General features: G+C 71.0%; 17 protein-coding genes and 1 tRNA gene. 7 read left to right on the top strand and 11 right to left on the bottom strand.

Annotated features, from left to right (window positions below; all coding sequences use genetic code 11):
- Positions 1-244 precede the first annotated feature (244 nt).
- From J0911_RS15790 to J0911_RS15770, 5 genes are all read left to right on the top strand, one after another.
- Positions 245-1,558, top strand: coding sequence for an ABC transporter substrate-binding protein (locus J0911_RS15790; RefSeq protein WP_307865115.1), 1,314 nt, complete (start codon positions 245-247; stop codon positions 1,556-1,558).
- 109 nt (positions 1,559-1,667) lie between these two features.
- Entirely contained in the window at positions 1,668-2,771 is a 1,104-nt protein-coding gene (locus J0911_RS15785; RefSeq protein ID WP_207276423.1) for a carbohydrate ABC transporter permease, read from the top strand.
- Positions 2,768-3,694: a carbohydrate ABC transporter permease gene (locus tag J0911_RS15780; protein ID WP_207276422.1), complete on the top strand. Its 927-nt coding sequence runs from the start codon at positions 2,768-2,770 to the stop codon at positions 3,692-3,694. The genes J0911_RS15785 and J0911_RS15780 overlap by 4 nt, the downstream gene beginning before the upstream one ends.
- Positions 3,695-3,753: 59 nt before the next feature.
- Positions 3,754-3,835 (top strand) — tRNA-Leu (locus tag J0911_RS15775).
- Between the two features lie 203 nt (positions 3,836-4,038).
- Entirely contained in the window at positions 4,039-4,890 is an 852-nt protein-coding gene (locus J0911_RS15770) for a helix-turn-helix transcriptional regulator (RefSeq protein ID WP_207276421.1), read from the top strand.
- Positions 4,891-4,941: 51 nt separating this feature from the next.
- Here the strand turns inward: J0911_RS15770 and J0911_RS15765 are convergent, their stop codons facing one another.
- The 10 genes from J0911_RS15765 to J0911_RS15720 form a co-directional block, all read right to left on the bottom strand.
- Positions 4,942-5,949 carry an aldo/keto reductase gene (locus tag J0911_RS15765; RefSeq protein WP_207276420.1) on the bottom strand — a complete coding sequence of 336 codons (1,008 nt, stop codon included), beginning with the start codon at positions 5,947-5,949 and terminating at the stop codon, positions 4,942-4,944.
- A gap of 13 nt (positions 5,950-5,962) precedes the next feature.
- Positions 5,963-6,997: an endonuclease/exonuclease/phosphatase family protein gene (locus tag J0911_RS15760; RefSeq protein WP_207276419.1), complete on the bottom strand. Its 1,035-nt coding sequence runs from the start codon at positions 6,995-6,997 to the stop codon at positions 5,963-5,965.
- Positions 6,990-8,171 (bottom strand): glycosyltransferase family 4 protein, encoded by a 1,182-nt coding sequence (locus J0911_RS15755; RefSeq protein WP_207276418.1) that lies wholly within the window; start codon positions 8,169-8,171, stop codon positions 6,990-6,992. The genes J0911_RS15760 and J0911_RS15755 overlap by 8 nt, the downstream gene beginning before the upstream one ends.
- Positions 8,172-8,185: 14 nt before the next feature.
- Entirely contained in the window at positions 8,186-9,304 is a 1,119-nt protein-coding gene (locus tag J0911_RS15750; RefSeq protein ID WP_207276417.1) for an endonuclease/exonuclease/phosphatase family protein, read from the bottom strand.
- On the bottom strand, positions 9,301-10,317 hold the full coding sequence (locus J0911_RS15745) for a glycosyltransferase family 2 protein (protein WP_207276416.1): 1,017 nt from the start codon (positions 10,315-10,317) through the stop codon (positions 9,301-9,303). Before J0911_RS15745 ends, J0911_RS15750 begins: the two co-directional genes overlap by 4 nt.
- A 62-nt stretch (positions 10,318-10,379) precedes the next feature.
- Positions 10,380-11,306: a UbiA prenyltransferase family protein gene (locus tag J0911_RS15740; protein ID WP_207276415.1), complete on the bottom strand. Its 927-nt coding sequence runs from the start codon at positions 11,304-11,306 to the stop codon at positions 10,380-10,382.
- Between the two features lie 29 nt (positions 11,307-11,335).
- A complete protein-coding gene (locus tag J0911_RS15735) occupies positions 11,336-12,394 on the bottom strand; it encodes an NAD-dependent epimerase/dehydratase family protein (protein ID WP_207276414.1) in 1,059 nt (352 codons plus the stop codon).
- Positions 12,385-13,833, bottom strand: coding sequence for an aspartate aminotransferase family protein (locus tag J0911_RS15730; protein WP_207276413.1), 1,449 nt, complete (start codon positions 13,831-13,833; stop codon positions 12,385-12,387). Before J0911_RS15730 ends, J0911_RS15735 begins: the two co-directional genes overlap by 10 nt.
- A 20-nt stretch (positions 13,834-13,853) precedes the next feature.
- The gene (locus J0911_RS15725; RefSeq protein WP_207276412.1) at positions 13,854-14,879 is read right to left on the bottom strand and encodes a lysylphosphatidylglycerol synthase domain-containing protein; all 1,026 of its coding nucleotides are present in this window, start codon (positions 14,877-14,879) and stop codon (positions 13,854-13,856) included.
- A complete protein-coding gene (locus J0911_RS15720) occupies positions 14,876-15,901 on the bottom strand; it encodes a glycosyltransferase family 2 protein (RefSeq protein ID WP_207276411.1) in 1,026 nt (341 codons plus the stop codon). The genes J0911_RS15725 and J0911_RS15720 overlap by 4 nt, the downstream gene beginning before the upstream one ends.
- Before the next feature lie 352 nt (positions 15,902-16,253).
- Between J0911_RS15720 and J0911_RS15715 the strand changes: the two genes are divergently transcribed.
- Together J0911_RS15715 and J0911_RS15710 are read left to right on the top strand one after the other, a co-directional pair.
- Positions 16,254-16,871, top strand: a complete 618-nt coding sequence (locus J0911_RS15715) for an ANTAR domain-containing response regulator (protein ID WP_207276849.1) — start codon at positions 16,254-16,256, stop codon at positions 16,869-16,871.
- Positions 16,872-17,050: 179 nt separating this feature from the next.
- Complete coding sequence (locus J0911_RS15710) at positions 17,051-17,710, top strand: GNAT family N-acetyltransferase (RefSeq protein ID WP_207276410.1); 660 nt, start codon at positions 17,051-17,053, stop codon at positions 17,708-17,710.
- Positions 17,711-17,749: 39 nt separating this feature from the next.
- Here the strand turns inward: J0911_RS15710 and J0911_RS15705 are convergent, their stop codons facing one another.
- A complete protein-coding gene (locus tag J0911_RS15705) occupies positions 17,750-18,133 on the bottom strand; it encodes a hotdog fold thioesterase (RefSeq protein WP_372434901.1) in 384 nt (127 codons plus the stop codon).
- Positions 18,134-18,280: the final 147 nt, after the last annotated feature.

The raw sequence follows: 18,280 nt of genomic DNA, 5'->3' as shown, positions 1-18,280 counted from the left end.
GCGAGGGACATGAGGGAGGCACGAAAGGGTAACGATCTGACCTGACAGCCATCGGATCATGCGTGATGCCGTCCGATTGCCGCCGTCGGCCCCGCTTCGGAACTTGACGAGGCGTCGCGTCCTTCGGCACGATGGCGACCACACACGGTGGAAGCGCTCCCACGCACCTCGTGGACGGCGTCCCCCAGAGACGTGCCGCCTCGGTATGTCGCAAGAAAACGTCAGCAAGACAAAGGAGTCAACCGTGCACAGAAGCACACGATCACAGGGCCGTCTCGCGGCCACCGCCGGGATCTCGATCCTGGCGCTCAGCCTGTCCGCATGCGGGGGCGGCAGCAACGACCAGGGTGAGGGCGAGGGCAGCGGCGACGAGCCGATCACGCTCACGGTCGCGACCTTCAATGACTTCGGGTACACGGACGAGCTCCTGGCGCAGTACACCGAGGAGCACCCGAACGTCACGGTCGAGCAGACGGTTGCCGCACGGTCCGAGGATGCGCGCACCAACCTCACCACCAAGCTCGCCGCCGGCGGCGCGGGCCTGGCGGACGTCGAGGCGATCGAGATCGACTGGATGCCCGAGCTCTCCCAGTACCCGGACCTGTTCGAGGACCTGGCCGACCCGGAGGTCGAGGGCCGCTGGGTCGACTGGAAGGTCGAGCAGGGTACGGCGGACGGCAAGCTCATCGGTTACGGGACCGACATCGGCCCGGAGGCCATCTGCTACCGGCAGGACTTGTTCGAGGAGGCCGGTCTCCCGTCGGAGCCGGACGAGGTCGCCGAACTGCTCGGTGGCGAGGACGCGACATGGGACGACTACTTCGCGGCGGGTGAGGAGTTCGTCAAGGCCTCCGACGCCGCGTGGTACGACGTCGGCACGTCGATCTACCAGGGCATGGTGAACCAGGTCGAGGCCGCCTACGAGAACACGGACGGCACGCCGATCCCGCTCGCCGAGAACTCCCAGGTCAAGGACCTGTACGAGACCGTGACCGCGCAGAACGAGGCCGGGCTGTCCGCCGGCCTGGAGCAGTGGAGCGACGACTGGAACGCCGGTTTCCAGAAGGACGCCTTCGCCACCATGCTCTGCCCCGCGTGGATGACGGGCCCGATCGAGTCCAACTCGGGTGGCATCGACGGCTGGAACATCGCCGACGTCTTCCCCGGCGGCGGTGGCAACTGGGGCGGCTCGTTCCTCACCGTCCCGGCGTCGGGCGAGAACGTGGAGGCCGCGAAGGAGCTGGCGAAGTGGCTGACCGCTCCGGAGCAGCAGACCGCCGCGTTCGAGAACGCCGGTACGTTCCCCTCGCAGATCGAGGCCCAGGAGTCGGAGACCGTCCAGTCCTTCACGAACGAGTTCATGAACGGCGCCCCCGTGGGTGAGATCTTCACCAACCGCGCCGCGAACATCGAGGTGAACCCGTACAAGGGACCGAACTACTTCTCGATCCACACGACGGTGCAGGACGCGATCCTGCGCGTGGAGGTTGCGAAGTCGGACGAGCCGGACGCCTCGTGGGAGAAGGCGCTCTCGGCCTACGACGAGCTGGGCCTCTGACCTGAGGTCCCCGACGGGCTCGGCCGCCGGCCAGGCCGGTTGCCGAGCCCGTCGTGACACGTACCCGCCCGCCGGCCCACCGCCGCGCGCTGCTGATCAGGAAGACGACATGGCCGCACTCACCACCACGGAACCGGAGACGGGTTCCGCACCTCCAGCGGCGCGACCGCCGCGCAAGCTCGGGTTCTCGCAGACTCTGAGCCGTTGGGACGTCAAGGTCTCGCCGTACCTGTACATCTCGCCGTTCTTCATCCTGTTCGCGCTGACCGGGCTGTTCCCGCTCGCGTACACGGCCGTCGTGTCCGTCTACGAGTGGAACCTGCTGGGCGGGCAGGGTGACTTCGTCGGTCTCCAGAACTACGTCGACGTGCTCAACCAGCCCACGTTCTGGAAGTCGCTGGTCAACACGTTCTCGATCTTCCTGCTGTCGGCCGTCCCCCAGGTGATCATCGCGATCACCCTCGCGGCCCTGCTGGACCAGAACCTGCGCAACGCCACGTTCTGGCGGATGGGCGTGCTGGTGCCGTACGTCGTGGCCCCCATCGCCGTCTCCCTGATCTTCGGCCGCCTGTTCGCCGACCAGTTCGGCCTCATCAACGGGTTCCTCGGAGTGCTGGGCCTCGATCCCGTGGGATGGCACTCGGACCGGTTCGCCAGCCACATCGCGATCGCGACGATGGTGAACTACCGGTGGACCGGGTACAACACGCTGATCTTCCTGGCGGCGATGCAGGCGGTGCCGCGTGACCTGTACGAGGCCGCGACGATCGACGGCGCGGGGCGGGTGCGCCAGTTCTTCTCGGTCACGGTGCCGCAGATCCGCGCCACGATCATCTTCGTGGTGATCACCGCGAGCATCGGGGGCCTGCAGATCTTCGACGAGGTGAAGCTGTACGACGTGTACGGCCAGGGAGGCTCGGACCGGCAGTGGATGACCACGGTGCTCTTCCTGTACGAGGTCGCCTGGGGCAACCAGCGGGACCTGGGCCGCGCCGCGGCTGTCGCATGGATCCTCTTCCTCATCATCCTGGTGATCGGATTCATCAACTTCCGGTTCAGTACCAAGATCGCGTCGTCGGGTACGAAGGCTCCGAAGGTGAGCCGGGCCGTGACACGCCGCCTGCTCGCCGAGGCGAGGGCCGCCGGCGAGGAGAGTGCCGCCCGGCGCGGTGTCCAGCAGTCCACCACTACGACCGACCGGAGTGACTCATGAGTTCCGTCGCTGCCGCTGCGCAGGGCGCAGGAAAGGGTGCCGCGAAGGCCGCCGCTCGGAGGCGTGCGCGCCGGCAGAAGCGCCACGGTGAGTCCGCGGTGCGGCGTCCGGGGTGGATCACGTACACGGTGCTGGGGATCGCGCTCGTGATCTCGGCGTTCCCGCTGTACTACACCCTGTTGCTGGGATCCTCCGACCAGGTGACGATCTCGCAGGAGGTGCTCCCGCAACTTCTGCCGGACGCGAGCATCTTCGAGCGCTTCGCCGACGTCATGGGCAACAGCCAGGTCAACTTCTGGCTCGCGCTCGCCAACTCGGTCATCATCTCGGTCACGATCTCCGTGGCGACGGTCCTGACGTCGACACTCGCCGGGTTCTCGTTCGCGAAGCTGCGTTACCCGGGGCGCAACGCCCTGCTCGTCTTCGTCATCGCGACGATGGCCGTGCCGACTCAGCTCGGCGTGATCCCGATGTACATCCTGATGTCGGAGATCGGCTGGGTGGGCAAGATCCAGGCGGTCATCGTGCCGGCCCTGGTCAGCGCGTTCGGCGTGTTCTGGATGACCCAGTACCTCGACTCCGCGCTCCCGTTCGAGCTGATCGAGGCCGCACGGGTGGACGGCGCGTCGATGTTCCGCACCTTCTGGTCCATCGCGCTGCCGGCCGCGCGCCCCGCGGCGGCGATGCTCGGCCTGTTCATCTTCGTGATGCAGTGGACGATGTTCTTCTGGCCGTCGATCGTTCTCGGATCACAGAATCCGACGCTACCCATCGCGGTACAGAATCTGACGGCCGGGTATCACGACGACTACTCGCTCATCATGGCGGGTGTCTTCCTCGTGACGCTGCCGCTGCTGATCATCTTCGCGGTGATCGGCCGCCAGCTGGTCGCGGGCATCATGCAGGGCGCGGTCAAGGGATGATCGCCGGCCGGTGACCTGTGAGCGGGCGAGAGTCACCGTGTAGGGTGGCTCTCGCCCTGGCCCGCCTGGCGGAACTGGCAGACGCGCGCGGCTCAAACCCGCGTCTCTTCGGAGGTGAGGGTTCAAGTCCCTCGGCGGGCACCGAGATGTCCCAGGACATCGTCCACGGCCCGGTCCCGGATCTTCCGGGGCCGGGCCGTTGTCGCGCCCGCGACTTCGTCAACGCCACGTCCAAACCCGCCGGTCAAGGGCATGTATTAGCCCTGGTCAAAGCCATGGAATCGCTTCCATGACTCGGCTAGTCTTGCAGCTGCCACTGTCAATCAGTGAACTGTGGAGGGCTCATGTCAACGTCGATCGCAAGGCCGCACACAGCAGAGCCCGGCGCGGGCGCGCCGAGGTTCGATGAACGTCTGTTCCGAGAACTTCCCTTCCTGCTCGCCGCTCAGGATGCCGATCTGCGTCTCCGTGAGGAGGAGCTGACCGAGGCGCGCCGTGCCGTCGAGGTGCTGTCGAAGGTCCACAGACCCGATCCGCGCCGGCCGCAGTACGAGGTGCTCGAGGTCTCGGCGGGTATTGCGGCCGTCGGCCGGCGTTTCCGGGCGATCGCGGAGTCCGCGGAGCGCACCTGCCTGGTCGCGTTGCCCGCGGCGTTTCGCAGCGCGATCGGGCTCGACGTCATCGCCGAGGTGCAGGGCGAACTGGCCCGGCGCGGCGTCGTGACACGCCAGCTGCACGAGGAGGACGCGGAGCACGACGCGGGCTTCCGGCAGTTCGTGGCCTCGGCGGGCCCGTGCACCGGCGCCTTTCGGCTGCGGCCCCACGTTCGCGCGTTCGCCGTGATCGCGGACCGGTCCCGGTTCGTCCTGTCCACCGATCCGCTCGATCCGGAGGCCGGGGTGGTCGAGGCCGGGCACAGCGGACTGCTCGGGTCGATCGCCCACCTGCTGGAGGAGCAGTGGAGTACCGCGCGGGACTGGGACGAGCCGTCGAACCGGGAGGCGTCGCCGCTGACACGACAGGAGCGCGACCTCCTGGGCCTGCTGGCCGCCGGCAGGACGGACGAGCAGGTGGGCCACCGCCTCAAGGTCTCGCTCCGGACCGTCCGCAGGACGTACTCCCACCTGGCGCGGCGGATGGCCATCCGCAGCCGGTTCGAGGCAGGTGTGGTCGCGGCACGGAACGGCTGGGTCTGACGCGACGGGTACCGAGACCGTGGCGCCCCGGCACCCGTCGGAGGTCACCGGTCAGCGCCCCGCGGCGCCCTTGGCGATCTCGTTGTGGGGATACGGGATCCGGATCGCGCTGGCCTCGTCCAGGCGGCCGACCTCGTCCTGCGACAGGGCCCACTCCGTCACCGGCAGCAGCTCCGCCAGCTGGCCCGCGTCCCGGGCGCCGACGATCGGTGCGGTGAGGACCGGTCGAGAGAGCAGCCAGGCGAGGGCGACCTGCGGGACGGGACGGGACCGTTCGCCGGCGATCTCGTCGAGCGTGTCCAGGATGCGCCACGTGCGCTCCTGTGCCGCGTAGGCGCTCCACGACTCGCCCCACCCCAGCTTCTCCGCCGTCTCGACACGCGTCCCCGGCGCGGGCGCGCCGTCGGCGCGCCGCATGCGGCCGGTCAGCCAGCCGCCCCGCAACGGGCTCCACGCGATGACGCCCAGGCCCTCGTCGCGGCAGACGTCGAACAACTCGAGCTCCGCATCCCGGTCGAGCAGGTTGTACAGGGGCTGCAGCGACCGGAACGGCTCCCAGCCGTTGCCACGGCTGAGATCCACGGCCTTCTGCAGCTGCGAGGCAGTGACGTTGCTCGCGCCGATGTACCGGACCTTGCCGCTGCGGACGAGTCCGTCGAGGGTGGAGAGCGTCTCCTCCAGCGGCACCATCGGATCCCAGGCGTGGATCTGGTAGAGGTCGATGTAGTCGGTCTCGAGGCGACGCAGGCTCTCCTCGACGGCGGCGATGATGCGACGCCGCGACAGGCCCTGCGTGTTGGGGCCCTCGCTGCTGTTGTACCGCACCTTGGTGGCGACCACGACGTCGTCGCGCCGGCCCTTGAGCCAGCGGCCGAGGATCTCCTCCGAGGCGCCGCCGTTGTACACGTCGGCGGTGTCGACGAAGTTCCCGCCCGCGTCGGCGAACGTGTCGAGGACCCGCCTGCTCGTCTGCTCGTCCGCCTCACGTCCGAAGGTCATCGTGCCGAGCGCCAGCGGGCTCACCTCGAGGCCGGTGCGCCCCAGGAACCGGTACTTCATGGTCGTGCTCCTCTCATCCGTGATGCGATCGGTGCCGCGTGCCGACACCGACGGTCAGGTGCTGGACGCAGTGGTCCGAAAGACCTTGCGCCCGCTCGAGTCCGTACTCGTGGACCTCCAGCCCGTTCCGTGTGAGCGCCCAGTCGATGCGCCACAGCCGTGCTCCCCGGGCGTGCCATGACCGGGGGAAGACCATCGCTCGCGTCCGTGCGGCGTCCTCGCCGAGCGAGGTGACCCGCCGCGCGTCCGCCATCGCGGGACTCGTGTTGAAGTCCCCGGCGACGAGCAGTGGGTGGTCGATGCCGCCGACGTCGTCGGCCAGGGCGGCGAACTCCCGTTCCCGGTGGTCGGCCCGGGCGCGCACCTCCCGGTAGAACACGCGCCGCAACGGTGAGACGCGGCGGATCTGCACGGGGACGTGAACGTTGACGAAGGACACGCGATGCGTCCCGGCCGGGCCCGGGACGTCGACGTCGACCCGCAGGACGCGTTCCGCCGTCGTCGGGACGTGCCGTGCCGGCAGGCGGGAGATCGTCACCTGGCCGTGGTCCGCGACGACGTGGTGGCCGGGGAAGGCGGTGCGGAGCCGGGCCATGTCGTCGATCGCCGTCCAGGTGCCGTCGTGGTTGTCGTGGTGGTACTCCTGCAGCATGAGCACGTCCGCGTCGAGCGATCGGAGGAAGGCGTAGAAGGGTCCGGGGTCGCCCTGCTGGTACCAGTGCTCGGTGTTCCAGACGCACACCTTCAGCTCCCGCTCGGACGTCGTCACCGCCGGACCGCGACCGATGGCGCCCAGGTCGATCCCGCTCCGACGATATCCCGCCACCAGGCCGACCAGCGAGGCGACCACCGCGACCGGACGGTACGGGCCGCCGGCGACCAGGGCGGCCGGCAGCAGGAGTGACGGCAGGAGCACGAGGGCCGGGGGCGGCACGAGTGAGACGACGAGCCAGAACCACCAGCGGCCGTTGAGCACGAGATCGAGCAGGGCCACCACCGCGCACGCGGCGCACGCGGCGAGGATCGCCGCGGCGATCGGGTCAGCCATGCATGGTCCCGGAACGCCGCGCCTCCCGGTACGTGCCGGCCGCTCGGCCGGTGAGCGTGCCGAACAACGTCTCGTACCGGTCGAGGCACGCGCTCGCGCCGTACTGCTGCCGTGCCCGTTCCGCCCCGGCCGAGCGGGCCGCCGGGCCGAGCGCGGCGACCGCCGCCATGGCCTCGGCGAGTGCGGCCACGTCACCCGCCGGGAAGTGCCGGCCGAACCCGGTGGTGAGGACCGGCTGCCGCATGCCCGGCAGGTCGCTCGCGATCGAGGGAACCCCGAGCATCATCGCCTCGACCTGGGAGATCCCGAACGACTCCTCCGCGATCGAGGGGAGCACGAACGCGTCCAGGGAGCTGTACAGCTCGTCCACCTCGTGGTCCTCCAGGAAGCCCGTGAAGCGCACCCTGGTGTCGTCCGCGGCGAGCGCGCGCAGGTCCCGTGCGACGCCGCCGCCGGCGATGCGCGTGTCCTCGCCGGCGATGATCAGGCGCGCGTCCGGGTCGTCGATCGTCCGGAACGCCCTGATCGCCAGATCGAGCGCCTTCTCCGGGGCCAGCCGCCCCAGGAAGCCGTAGTGGGGCCCGGTCCCGTCGCGGAACGCGGGGGCGGTGCGACGGCGTATCCGGCAGGGCGGCGGGACGGCGGTGATCCCCGTCTCCGCCATCAGCGGCCAGTGGCGGGAGCCGCGTGCGTGGTCCTCGTTGTTGACGACGACGGCGTCGGCGTCGGACAGCGCGCGGCCCACCGAACGGTCCACGATCGCCGTCTGCACCCTCCCGGTCACGCTCGTGGGAAGCCACACGTCGTCGTGGTGCGTCGCGACGACGGCGGTTTCCGGCAGGCCGCGCGTGAGGAGCCCCGCCTCGAGCATCGGCAGATGCAGGTTGAGCACCGCCGAGCGGCGCGCGAGCCCGCGGGCGAGCGTCGTGAAGCCCGGGCTGATCACCCCCCTGCCGACGCGGGCCCGGACGGGTGCGCGATGGACGTCCACCCCGTTCACCCGCTCACGTGCGGGGGACGCGGCGTCGTGCCGCGTCGTGGCGACCGCCACGCGGGCTCCGCGCGAGGCCATGCCCTCCGCCACCGCCCGGGCCACCTCGGTGAGCCCGCTGACGTAGGGCGTGTAGTAGGTCAGGGCGACGGTGAGGTCGTAGTGGTCCGAATCGGGTCGCATGTGGCTCCTGTCACTCAGGGAAACCGGACGGTCGCCCTGATCGGGCGGTGGGTGGAGAACTCGGCGCCGGTTCCGGGCACCTCGTGGCGCAGCACCTCGACACCGTCGCCGGTGAGCATCCAGTCGAGGCGCCAGAGCGGGAAGGCCGCGGGGAACGTGCCGGGGTACACGGTGCCGCCCGCCCGGGCCGCGTCGTCCAGCCCGTCGTACCACCGCAGGTCCACCGACCCGGGCTGCACGTTGAGGTCGCCCGTGAGGACCACCGGGTACGGGTTCGCGGCCAGGTCGTCCTGGAGCAGCGTGAAGTGGGAGGTGCGGCGGGACGCCGAGTCGTGCAGTTCCTCGTAGAAGTCGCGCCCGAACGGTGAGCGGTTCACGTTCAGGAGGTCCGGCGCGTGGGTGTTGTAGAGGCTGACGGTCCGGCCGCCGATCCGCACGTCGGTGCGCAGCGCGCGGACGTCCCAGTAGTCGGGCCAGTCCGTACGGGGCGGGGGGAGGTCGTCCGGGCGCAGCGCCACCGAGTCCACCACGGGGTGTCTGCTCAGGGTGAGGAACTCGCCGGCCGCGACCGCCGTGTAGCCCGGGAGCTCACGCCGTACCCGGTCCAGGTCGTCGACCGGCCGCGGCCGGTCGTCCGGGGGCGTGGCGTGCTGGTGCTCCTGGAGCAGGTAGACGTCCGCGTCGAGGGACCGCAGGTACGCGAAGAACTCCTGCCGGTCGTGGCCCTGGTCCCAGGAGAACGTGTTCCAGCCGACGACGACGGCGGTGGGCGCGTCCGGTGCGGAGCCGTCGACGGGCGGTGCGCCGGCGGGCAGGACCACTCCGGTCTGCCCGAGCCCGACGAGGAGCGCGACGCCGGTCGCGGCGAGGACCCCGAGCCGGCGCGCCCCCGCGAGCAGCTCGACGGCCACGAGGAGCGCGGGCACGGCGAGGTGTGCGACCGGTGGCGCCAGCCCGAGACCGTTCCACAGCCACCACCGGCCGGCCAGCAGGGCTCCGGCCAGGGCGTACGCGCCCCACGCGAGTGCCAGGGCGAGCACGACGCGGGACACCACGCGCGCACGGCGGGACGGCGTGCGGGCGGTCCGCTCACCGCTCGTGGCGGGGGCGGGCAGCGTGGCGGGAGCGGTCATGGCCGGACCGCCGTCCCCGAGCGGTCGTAGAGGCGCCGGAACCGGGGCGAGACGATCCACTGCAGCAGGCCGATCCCGCCGGCGAGCGCGATCGCGCAGTTGACGAGGTGGTGGACCCCGGCGAAGAACAGGGTGAAACCGAGGCCCTTCCGGTCGAGCACGAAGGCGTACAGCCCGCGGTCGGCGAGGATGCTGCCGACAAGCAGCCCGAGCGCGACGACCGCCCACAGCGGGGACAGCACGATCAGCGGCACGCAGAGGACCGCGCCGAGCGCGGCCAGCGCGGCCCCCGCACGCGGTCCCGTCGCGAACCCTCCGGGCAGGCTCCCCTGGCGCAGGTACAGGGGCACGTGCAGGCGCGTGCGGTGGAACACCTTGCGGAAGATGGTCCGCAGGCTGTCGTCGTGGTCGTGCGCTCCGCGGACCGCGTTGGAGCTGTGCGACTCGTACCGGGCCGTCAGGCGGTCGGCGTAGTCGCCGTCCTCGGTGTGCCGCAGGGCCGTGTTGAACGGACCCACCTCGCGGAACACGTCGGCCCGGATCATCAGGATGGCCGTGTGGACGGTGCCGATCCGGCCCTCCTGTTCCGTGAACCAGTAGTGCTGGTGCAGGCACCGGTAGGTCTCGACCGGTCCGTCCGGGATCAGGGGTTCGGGCCCGTAGGTGCCGCACAGCGCACCGATCCGGCCGTTCTCCCGCATGAGCTCGACGGCACGGGCGACGGCGTCGGGCCGCATCGCGACGTCCGCGTCGATGAACATGATGAACTCTCCGCGCGCGTGTTCCGCGCCGGTGTTCCGGGCGGTGGCCGCACCACTGTTGACCCCCGTGCTCACCACGGTGACCCCCAGGGCCCGGGCCGTCTCCACGGAGTCGTCGGTGGAGCAGTCGTCGGCGAGCAGGATCTCCATGTTCTCGTAGGTCTGCGCGAGCAGTGCCTCCAGGCACAGACGCAGTGCCGGACCGGTGTTGTAGTTCGGCACGACGACCGAGACCAGACCTGAAATCCCCATTGTTGGTTCCTTACGGTGTGCTGCTGACAGTCGGACGCGAGCGGGCGGCGGGCGGGAACGGGCTAGGGCAGGACCGTGCCGACCACGAGGCAGACACCGGTCAGGATGCCGACCACGATCGTGACCCGGTCCGAGGCGATGTCCTTCGACGGGTCGCCGCCCTGCCGCTTGACGAGGACGAGCTGCAGGTACCGCACGACGAGGCCGGCGACGAGGACTGCCGACAGCAGCACGAACACGCCGGACGCACCGGCGGAGAAGATCTCGTTCACGTGGAGGGCGTACGTGAGCAGCGTCGTGACCGCCGCCAGCCCGATGAGCTGGTCCAGGAACGGCACGGAGTACCCGGCGAGGGCCGACCGGTGCCGGGCGTCGGCGAGTCCGATCTCGTGGCGGCGCTTTCCCGCGGCGAACATCATGCACGCCGCGAAGACGGAGGCGGCCAGGAGCACGGAGGGCTCGCCCTCGGCGGCGATCGACCCCTGGAGGTAGCGGAGCGCGAACCCGCCGGCGACGATGGCGATGTCCAGGACCGCGATGCGCTTCAGCCCGAAGCTGTATCCCACGTTGAGCAGGAGGTATGCCGCGACGGGCCAGGAATCGGTGATCGGTCTGAGCGCCATCAGCAGGCCGACGGCGGCGAGCAGCCCGGCAGCGAGGACGACGGCGGCCGGGACGGGAACCCTCCCGGAGGCGACCGGGCGTGAGCGCTTGAGGGGGTGCAGACGGTCGGCGTCCCGGTCGATGACGTCGTTGACCACGTAGACGGCCGACGAACCGGCGATGAACAGTGCCAGTGCCCAGGCGAGGTCCAGGGCGGCGGTGTCCCACGCCGTGACGCCGAGCATGCCGATCGGGACGACGAAGACGTTCTTGACCCACTGCTGAGGTCGTAGCAGGCGCCAGAGATCGGCCGCCTTCTCGCGTGCTGTCGTGGCTGCGGTGTCGGGGGTCCGAGGTCCACGGATTTCTGGGGTCAGTACATCCACGGTGCGATGCCTCTCGATCGACGGTCCTGCTAGAAGAGGAACTTGGCCAGCGCGAGGGCGCCCTGCCGCCACGCGTCCCGGCTGGTGACGCCGCCTCCGGTTGTGCTTCCCGGCGCCTGGGCCGCCCGCTGCTCCCGCCACCAGTCGAAGGTCGCCAGGATCGCGTCGCGGTTCGACTGGCGGGGCCGGAAGCCGAGCCGCGTGACGCTCTCGCTGATGTCGACGTAGCTGTCGCGCCGCAGCTTGTGGATCAGGCGCCCGTAGACGGGCGACGCGCCGGCCTTCCCGAGCGCGCTGAGGACGGCCACCGTGGGCTGCTGCGGCAGGCCCACGACCCGCTTGCCGTGGCCCGCGGCGTCGAGGACGGCCTGGAAGTCCTCGCGGATGGTGCCGAACTCCGCCGCGCCGATGTTGTAGGTGCCCGCCGCGACCTCGTCGTCGGCCCGCAGCGCCAGGACGATCGCCTCGACGAGGTCGTCGATGCCGAGCATCTGGGTGCGCACGTTCCCGTCGCCGAGGACGGGGAAGTTCCTGCCCTCGTCGGCCCACTCGAAGAGCATCGAGAAAAGACCCATCCGGCCGGGGCCGACGAAGGTCTTGGGTCGCAGCATCGTCACCCGCAGGCCGGCCTCCCGCGCCTCCTCGCAGAGCTCCTCGGCCTCGGCCTTGGCCGCGCTGTAGGTGTCGACGGGCTCACGCGGGTGGCTCACCGGCGTGGGGACCACCACGGGCAGCCCGTAGACCGCCGTCGAGGAGATGTGCACGAACCGGGGTGTGCCCGCCCGGCGGGCCGCGCCGAGCACGGCCCGGGTACCACCGACGGTGATCGTCCGGATCTCGTCGGCCGGGTAGCTCGGCAGCGCCGCGACGCAGTGCACGACGGCATCCGCGCCGTGCAGGTGGGCCAGCACCGCTTCCTCGTCCCGCACGTCCGCGACCACCTGCTCCACCCCGGCGGGCGCGTCGGGGTCGGGACGGCGGTCGAGGCCGGTCACCTCGGTGCCCTCCGCGGCGAGCCGCCTGACGAGCGCCGAGCCGAGCATGCCCGACGACCCCGTGACCACGACGTGCCGTCCGGTCAGTTCCATAGCGACCACACCTTGTCCTTGATCAGGGCCGCGAGGAGCTGGGGCATGCCGAGCGCCAGCGTCTCCTCGAACGCGGTGAGGAAGTAGGCCACCTCGCTCTCGCCGGCCACCAGCGGGGGAGCGGCGACGAGCGGGCTCTTCCCGTTGAGCGTGTAGTAGAGGTACACGCCGTGCTTCTGGTACATCGTGTTGATCACGGCGGCCGTGATCAGCTTGTGGGGAAGCAGGGGGTCGCGGCTGAGCCCTCCGGGGGCGTACCGCGCCGCCAGCTCGATCAGCCGGGGGCTGCCGGAGAGGAAGATCCCCTGGAGGGCGCCCGCTCCCTGCACGTCCGCGACGAGGTCGGGGAAACGGTCCTGGATCCGCCGCAGCCCGGTGACGAGCTGGTCGCCGATCGCGCGGGCACGGGCCGGGTAGTCGTCCTCGACCGCGACGCGGACGGCCTCGATCGCCGTCGCGGCCTCCTCCCCGAACCCGTAGTAGGTGGTGCTCGTCGACTGCAGCAGGGCGTCCAGGAGGTTGTCGTAGGCGGGCCGGAACACCGACTCCCGCGCGACGAACCCGGAGATGGACGACTTGCCGCCGCCGAACGCCTTGGAGGTCGTCATCACGTCGGGGACGAGACCCGGATACCTCATGAAGTGGAACAGCGAACCCGTCTTGCCCCAGCCGGAGTGGATCTCGTCGAAGATCAGGACGATGCCCTCGGCCGTGCACAGGTCGCGCACGCCCCGGAGGAACTCCTCGGAGCACTCCCGCATCGTCGTCGCGGAGAACGGCTCGACGAGCAGGGCGTAGACGTCGCTCGTCCCGTCGGCCCGGCGGTGGCGGGCGACGGTCTCGCGGACCGAGTCGAGGTCGCCGAACGCGAAGTGGTCGATCCCGGGGATCGTCGGGAAGGTGAAGGTGCTCTGGGCGCCGGTCAGGCCACCGCTGCCCAGGAGCTTGCCGTGGAACGCGATGTCCGCGCTGAGAACGGTCCCGCGCTCGCCGTCGTGGTACTTGTACGCGAGCTTGACCGCCCCCTCGACGGCCTCGGCGCCGGAGTTGGGGAAGAACGACATGGTGAGGTCCTCCGGCAGGAGGGCGGCCAAGTTGTGGCCCAGAGCCGCGATATAGGGGGAGAAGTATGTCTTGTGCACCTCCATCCGCGAACGCTCCTGGAACCTGCGGCGCGCCGCGATGATCCGGGGATGGTTGTGCCCGTGGTTGAGCACGCCGACGCCGCCGGTGAAGTCGAGGATCCGCCGGCCGTCGCGGGTGTGGATCCAGCAGCCCTCCGCGTGGTCGACGAGCTCGCGCCCGAAACCGAGGGAGGTCATGAGCTTGACCTGGCTCCGGTTCACGTACCGGCGGTAGAGGTCGTGCACCTCGCCGACCGAGAGCTGCTCCGCGTCCTCCACGCTCAGCAGACCGGTCGTGATCTGTGTGGCTGTCACCGTCCGTCCTTTCGTTGCGGTCATCGTTCGCCGGCGCCGGCTCTCGCGAGCGAGCGTGGTGCGTCGGGTGCGTCGCGGCGCCTGCGCACGAGGTCGACCAGCAACCAGGAGCCGCACAACAGCACCTCGCCGACCAGGCAGAGCAGCCGGCTCATGAGCACGATCGCGATCGCGCCGTCGAGCGGCAGGATCGCCGCGAGGACCGCGGTGAGCGCCACCTCCCGGACGCCGATGCCGTCCGGGAAGACGACGGCGAGGGTGCCGGCCACCGTCGCCGCGGCGAATCCGCCGATCCCCGCGACGACGGCGGCCCCGGTGCCGGCCCCGGCAGCGAGAGAGAGCAGGCCGACGTGTGCGCCGGACAGCACCCAGCCACCCGTGGCCAGCAGCAACGAGGTGCGGACCTCGGCGGGCGTGGCCTCGACCACCTCGGCCCGGCCGGCCGCCGTCACGGCCCGTCGCACGGCGCGGGTGAGCGACCGGGGCCAGGCCACCACGACGACGGCGCCGACGGTCCCGGCAACGACGAGGGCCGTGGCGAGGAACGAGGTCTCGAACGCGAGCGGCACGGTGGCGACGCCGAGCAGTGCTCCGGCGAGCAGGCCGGTGGCCATGCTGAGGAAGAACGCCGAGACGATCCTGCGGGCGTCGAGGCCGGCGGCGCGCCCGACCTCGATCTGGGCGAGGATGCCCCACACCCTGCCGGGGACGAACTTGCTGAGGAACCCCACGTAGAAGATCCGCGTGGTGGACCGGGGATCGATCGACGGGCCGTCGACGAAGACCCGCCAGGCGCGCATGGACAGGTAGACGCCCACGACGTTGGCCGCGAGACCGCCCGCCAGCGGCCAGGCGATCGCCGCCGAGTCGAACATGCGCAGCACCGTGAGACCACCCTCGTCGAGCGAGGAACGGAGCGCGAGCAGGACCGATGCCGCCACCACACCACCGGCGACCAGCCAGAGGGTCCGGCGGACCGGTGGACGGCCGGCCAGTCTTCCCAGCGCGGCGATCGCGCGTCCCAGGGTGCGCCGGGAGGCGTTCACGGCGTTGCCCGGACGCTGTCGCGCCGGGGTCCGGGGCCGAAGGAGGGATCGATCACCCAGCGCACGGCGCCGGACATCGCGCCCGTGATCAGCGTGACCTGGACGAGGTAGTGGATCGCCGTGAACGCGGGCACGAAGCGCGGCCCGTGGCGACGCAGGGCGGCGCCGTAGAGGCCGGGATCGGCCGCGATGCTCGCGGCGACCAGGAGGAGCGCCGCGACCGCGCACCAGGGGCTCAGTACCGTGCCGAGCGCGAGGACCGCGGCCAGCCACGCCGCGCCCGCGCCCAGAGGGCTGTTCGCCTTGAGGCCGCGGCCCTTGTTGTGCTTCTCGATCGCAGCGACCGGAACCAGGAGCTGCGCCCGGCGGAACTGTTCGGCGAGGAGCGGGCCGAGCCGGTCCACCTCGTCGTGCCTGCCGCTGATCGCACCGGTGAGCAGGATGTCGTGGCGGGGGGCGAGCCGTTCGCTGTACTCGACGTCCTCCGAGTCGCGGAGGTTCTCGTCGAACGGCCCGATCTCGTCGAAGACGGCGCGCGGCATCGCGGCCATCATGAAGATCGCGGTGTGCACGCGGCCGACGGCGCGTGCCTGCCAGTGATGTGCGTGAAGCACCCGGTACCGCTCGACGATCCCGTCGTCGACGAGCGGCTCCGGTGCGACGACGCCGTAGACGCAGCCCAGCGACGGGTCGGCCCGCAGTTCCCGCACCGCCTGCTCGATGGCGTCCGGTGCGAGGGCGACGTCGGAGTCCACGAAGAAGACGACGTCGCCGGTGGACTCCGCCACTCCGCGGTTCCGTGCCGCCGAGACGCCCCCGTTCCGGTCCAGCGCGACGACGCGGCAGGGGTAGCGCGCCGCGACCTCGCGTGAGCCGTCGGTGCTCGCGTCGTCGACGACGATCACCTCGTGGGGGGCGTGGGTCTGGGCCAGGACGGACTCCAGGCACAGCGGGAGCGTGCCGGCGTAGTTGTAGTTCGGGATGACGACGGAGACACGTGGTGCGGGCCGAGCGTTTGCCATCGGTTCCTCAGTGGTCTGTGACGGTTCGGCACGAGCATGGGGCGGTGCGGCGGGTTCTCACAGGGCCCCGGGATGGCATCTGGCGGACAGCACGTGGCGGACGGATCGGCTCCCGCGGAACGGACTCACCTGGCAGCGGGTGCCTGGCAGCAAGTGCCCGTGTCGGGTGGTCAGGGCGGTGTCCGCGATGTGGACCATGCCGGAGTGACGAAGAACAAGTCGCGCAGACGCAGGTCGGCAAGCTGCGCATGGTGACCGGACAAGTAGGATGTGACCCGTGAGCGACGAGACCAACCCCACGACCGAGGCGACCGAGGGCGACACCGGCACGGTCGAGCTGGACCTTCCTCCGATGACCCAGGAGGCGAAGGCCGAGGAGGCCGCACCCACCCGCGCCGCGCGGCGTGCCGTCGTCGCCGAGGACGAGGCGCTGATCCGCATGGACGTGGTGGAGACGCTGCGTGAGGCGGGCTTCGACGTCGTCGGCGAGGCCGGGGACGGTGAGACGGCGGTGAACCTGGCGCTCGAGCTCAAGCCCGACGTCGTCGTGATGGACGTCAAGATGCCCGAGCTGGACGGCATCTCGGCGGCCGAGAAGATCGGCAAGGCGCACGCCGCTCCCGTGGTCCTGCTGACGGCGTTCTCGCAGACCGAGCTCGTCGAGCGGGCGCGTGACGCCGGGGCGATGGCCTACGTCGTCAAGCCGTTCACGCCGGCCGACCTGCTCCCGTCCGTGGAGATCGCCATCTCGCGCTACCAGCAGCTCGGGGCCCTGGAGGCCGAGGTCACCGACCTCAAGGAGCGGTTCGAGACCCGCAAGCGGGTCGACCGCGCGAAGGGCCTGCTCATGACGAAGATGGGTCTGACGGAGCCGGAGTCGTTCCGCTGGATCCAGAAGACGTCGATGGACCGCCGGCTGACGATGCGTGAGGTTGCCGACGCCGTGATCGACCAGGTGGGCAACGCCTGAGCGGTCCGGCAGTGCCGGACCCACCGCGGGCGGCCGTGCGGGGGCGTGGCCTCGAGACTTGGACGCAGGGGCCCCTGGGGCCTATTCTCGTGCGCTGAGTCGGACACTCGTCCAAGAGAGGTTCGGTACCCGCGGAAGACCCGGAATCGCGGGGCGTGCAAGCTGCGGAGGTGGCGTCAGTGCGAGAGCGAGTGGCAGTCGAGGTCAGGTCGGCGGCTCCCGCCGATCTGGAGGCGGTCGCGGAGCTCGCGGTCCGCGGGCGTGACGAGGCGCCCGCCGGTGCCCAGGTGACCGCGGGGGACCAGGACCGCCTCCGGGAACAGCTCAGCGTGCTGCTGGCCGTCGACGGGCACGTACTCGTCGCGGAACGCGCCGGGCGGATCGTGGGCGTCGTGCTGGGCAGGGTCGTCGGCCCCCACCTGTTCATGCTCCGGCCCGCGCTGTACCTGGACACCGTGTTCGTGGCGCCCGACGCCCGGCGGCGCGGCGTCGGGCACGCGCTCCTGCGTGCCGCGGCCGTTCTCGCGATCGAGAACGACTGCGACGAGGTCTACGCCGCGCCCGTGGCCGGCACCCGCGGCGTGCAGCGCTTCCTGGCACGCCTGGGCTTCGGGCCGGCGTGCGGGCACCGGGTCGCTCCGACCCAGACCCTCCTGCGCCGTCTCGCGCAGGACAGCCCGTTCGCGACGGAGGCCGACCAGCGCCGGCGCCGCCCCGTCCGGGCCGGTCTCGAAGACCTCATCGCCAGGCGCCGCCGCGCCCGCTCCGCGGAGTCGGGCCCGCTGGACCTCCGTGCCGTCCCGGCGGCCGTGGAACGCCCGGAGCGCGTGCCCGGCTGACCGTCGCCCCGGCGGGTGGGCACGGACGGGCGCCCGGTGTCAGCCGCCGATGATCATGCACGTGAGGCGCGCCGTGCAGACACGCCTGCCGTCCTCGTCCGTGATGACCACCTCGTAGGCCGCCGTGCTGCGGCCCCGGTGGATCGCCGTGGCGACCCCGGTGACCGTGCCCGAGCGGACGCCGCGATGGTGCGTCGCGTTGAGGTCGAGGCCCACCGCCTGACGGCCCTCGCCGGCATGCACCTGGGCCGCCACCGACGCCAGCGTCTCGGCGAGGACCGCCGACGAGCCGCCGTGCAGCAGGCCCGCCGGCTGCGTGTTGCCCTCCACCGGCATCCGCCCCGCCGTCCGCTCCGCGGAGATCTCCGTGAACTCGATGCCGAGCTTGTCGATCACCGTCACCTCGGGGGCGTCGGGGTACATCGCGCGCATGTCCAGCGCGCCGCGGGGGGTGCTCACAGGACCGCCGGGCCGAGCGTCCGTGCTGCTCGTGCCATCTCCTTGGACTTCGTTGCGGGCGTGTGCCTCGTTCCTCGGCCCGTGCCCTCCACTGCGCCCCGCGTCGATGTC

Origin of the sequence: Myceligenerans salitolerans, from assembly GCF_017349295.1 — a bacterium.
GTDB classification, from domain to species: domain Bacteria; phylum Actinomycetota; class Actinomycetes; order Actinomycetales; family Cellulomonadaceae; genus Myceligenerans; species Myceligenerans salitolerans.
This window is presented reverse-complemented; position numbering and strand designations above follow the sequence as displayed.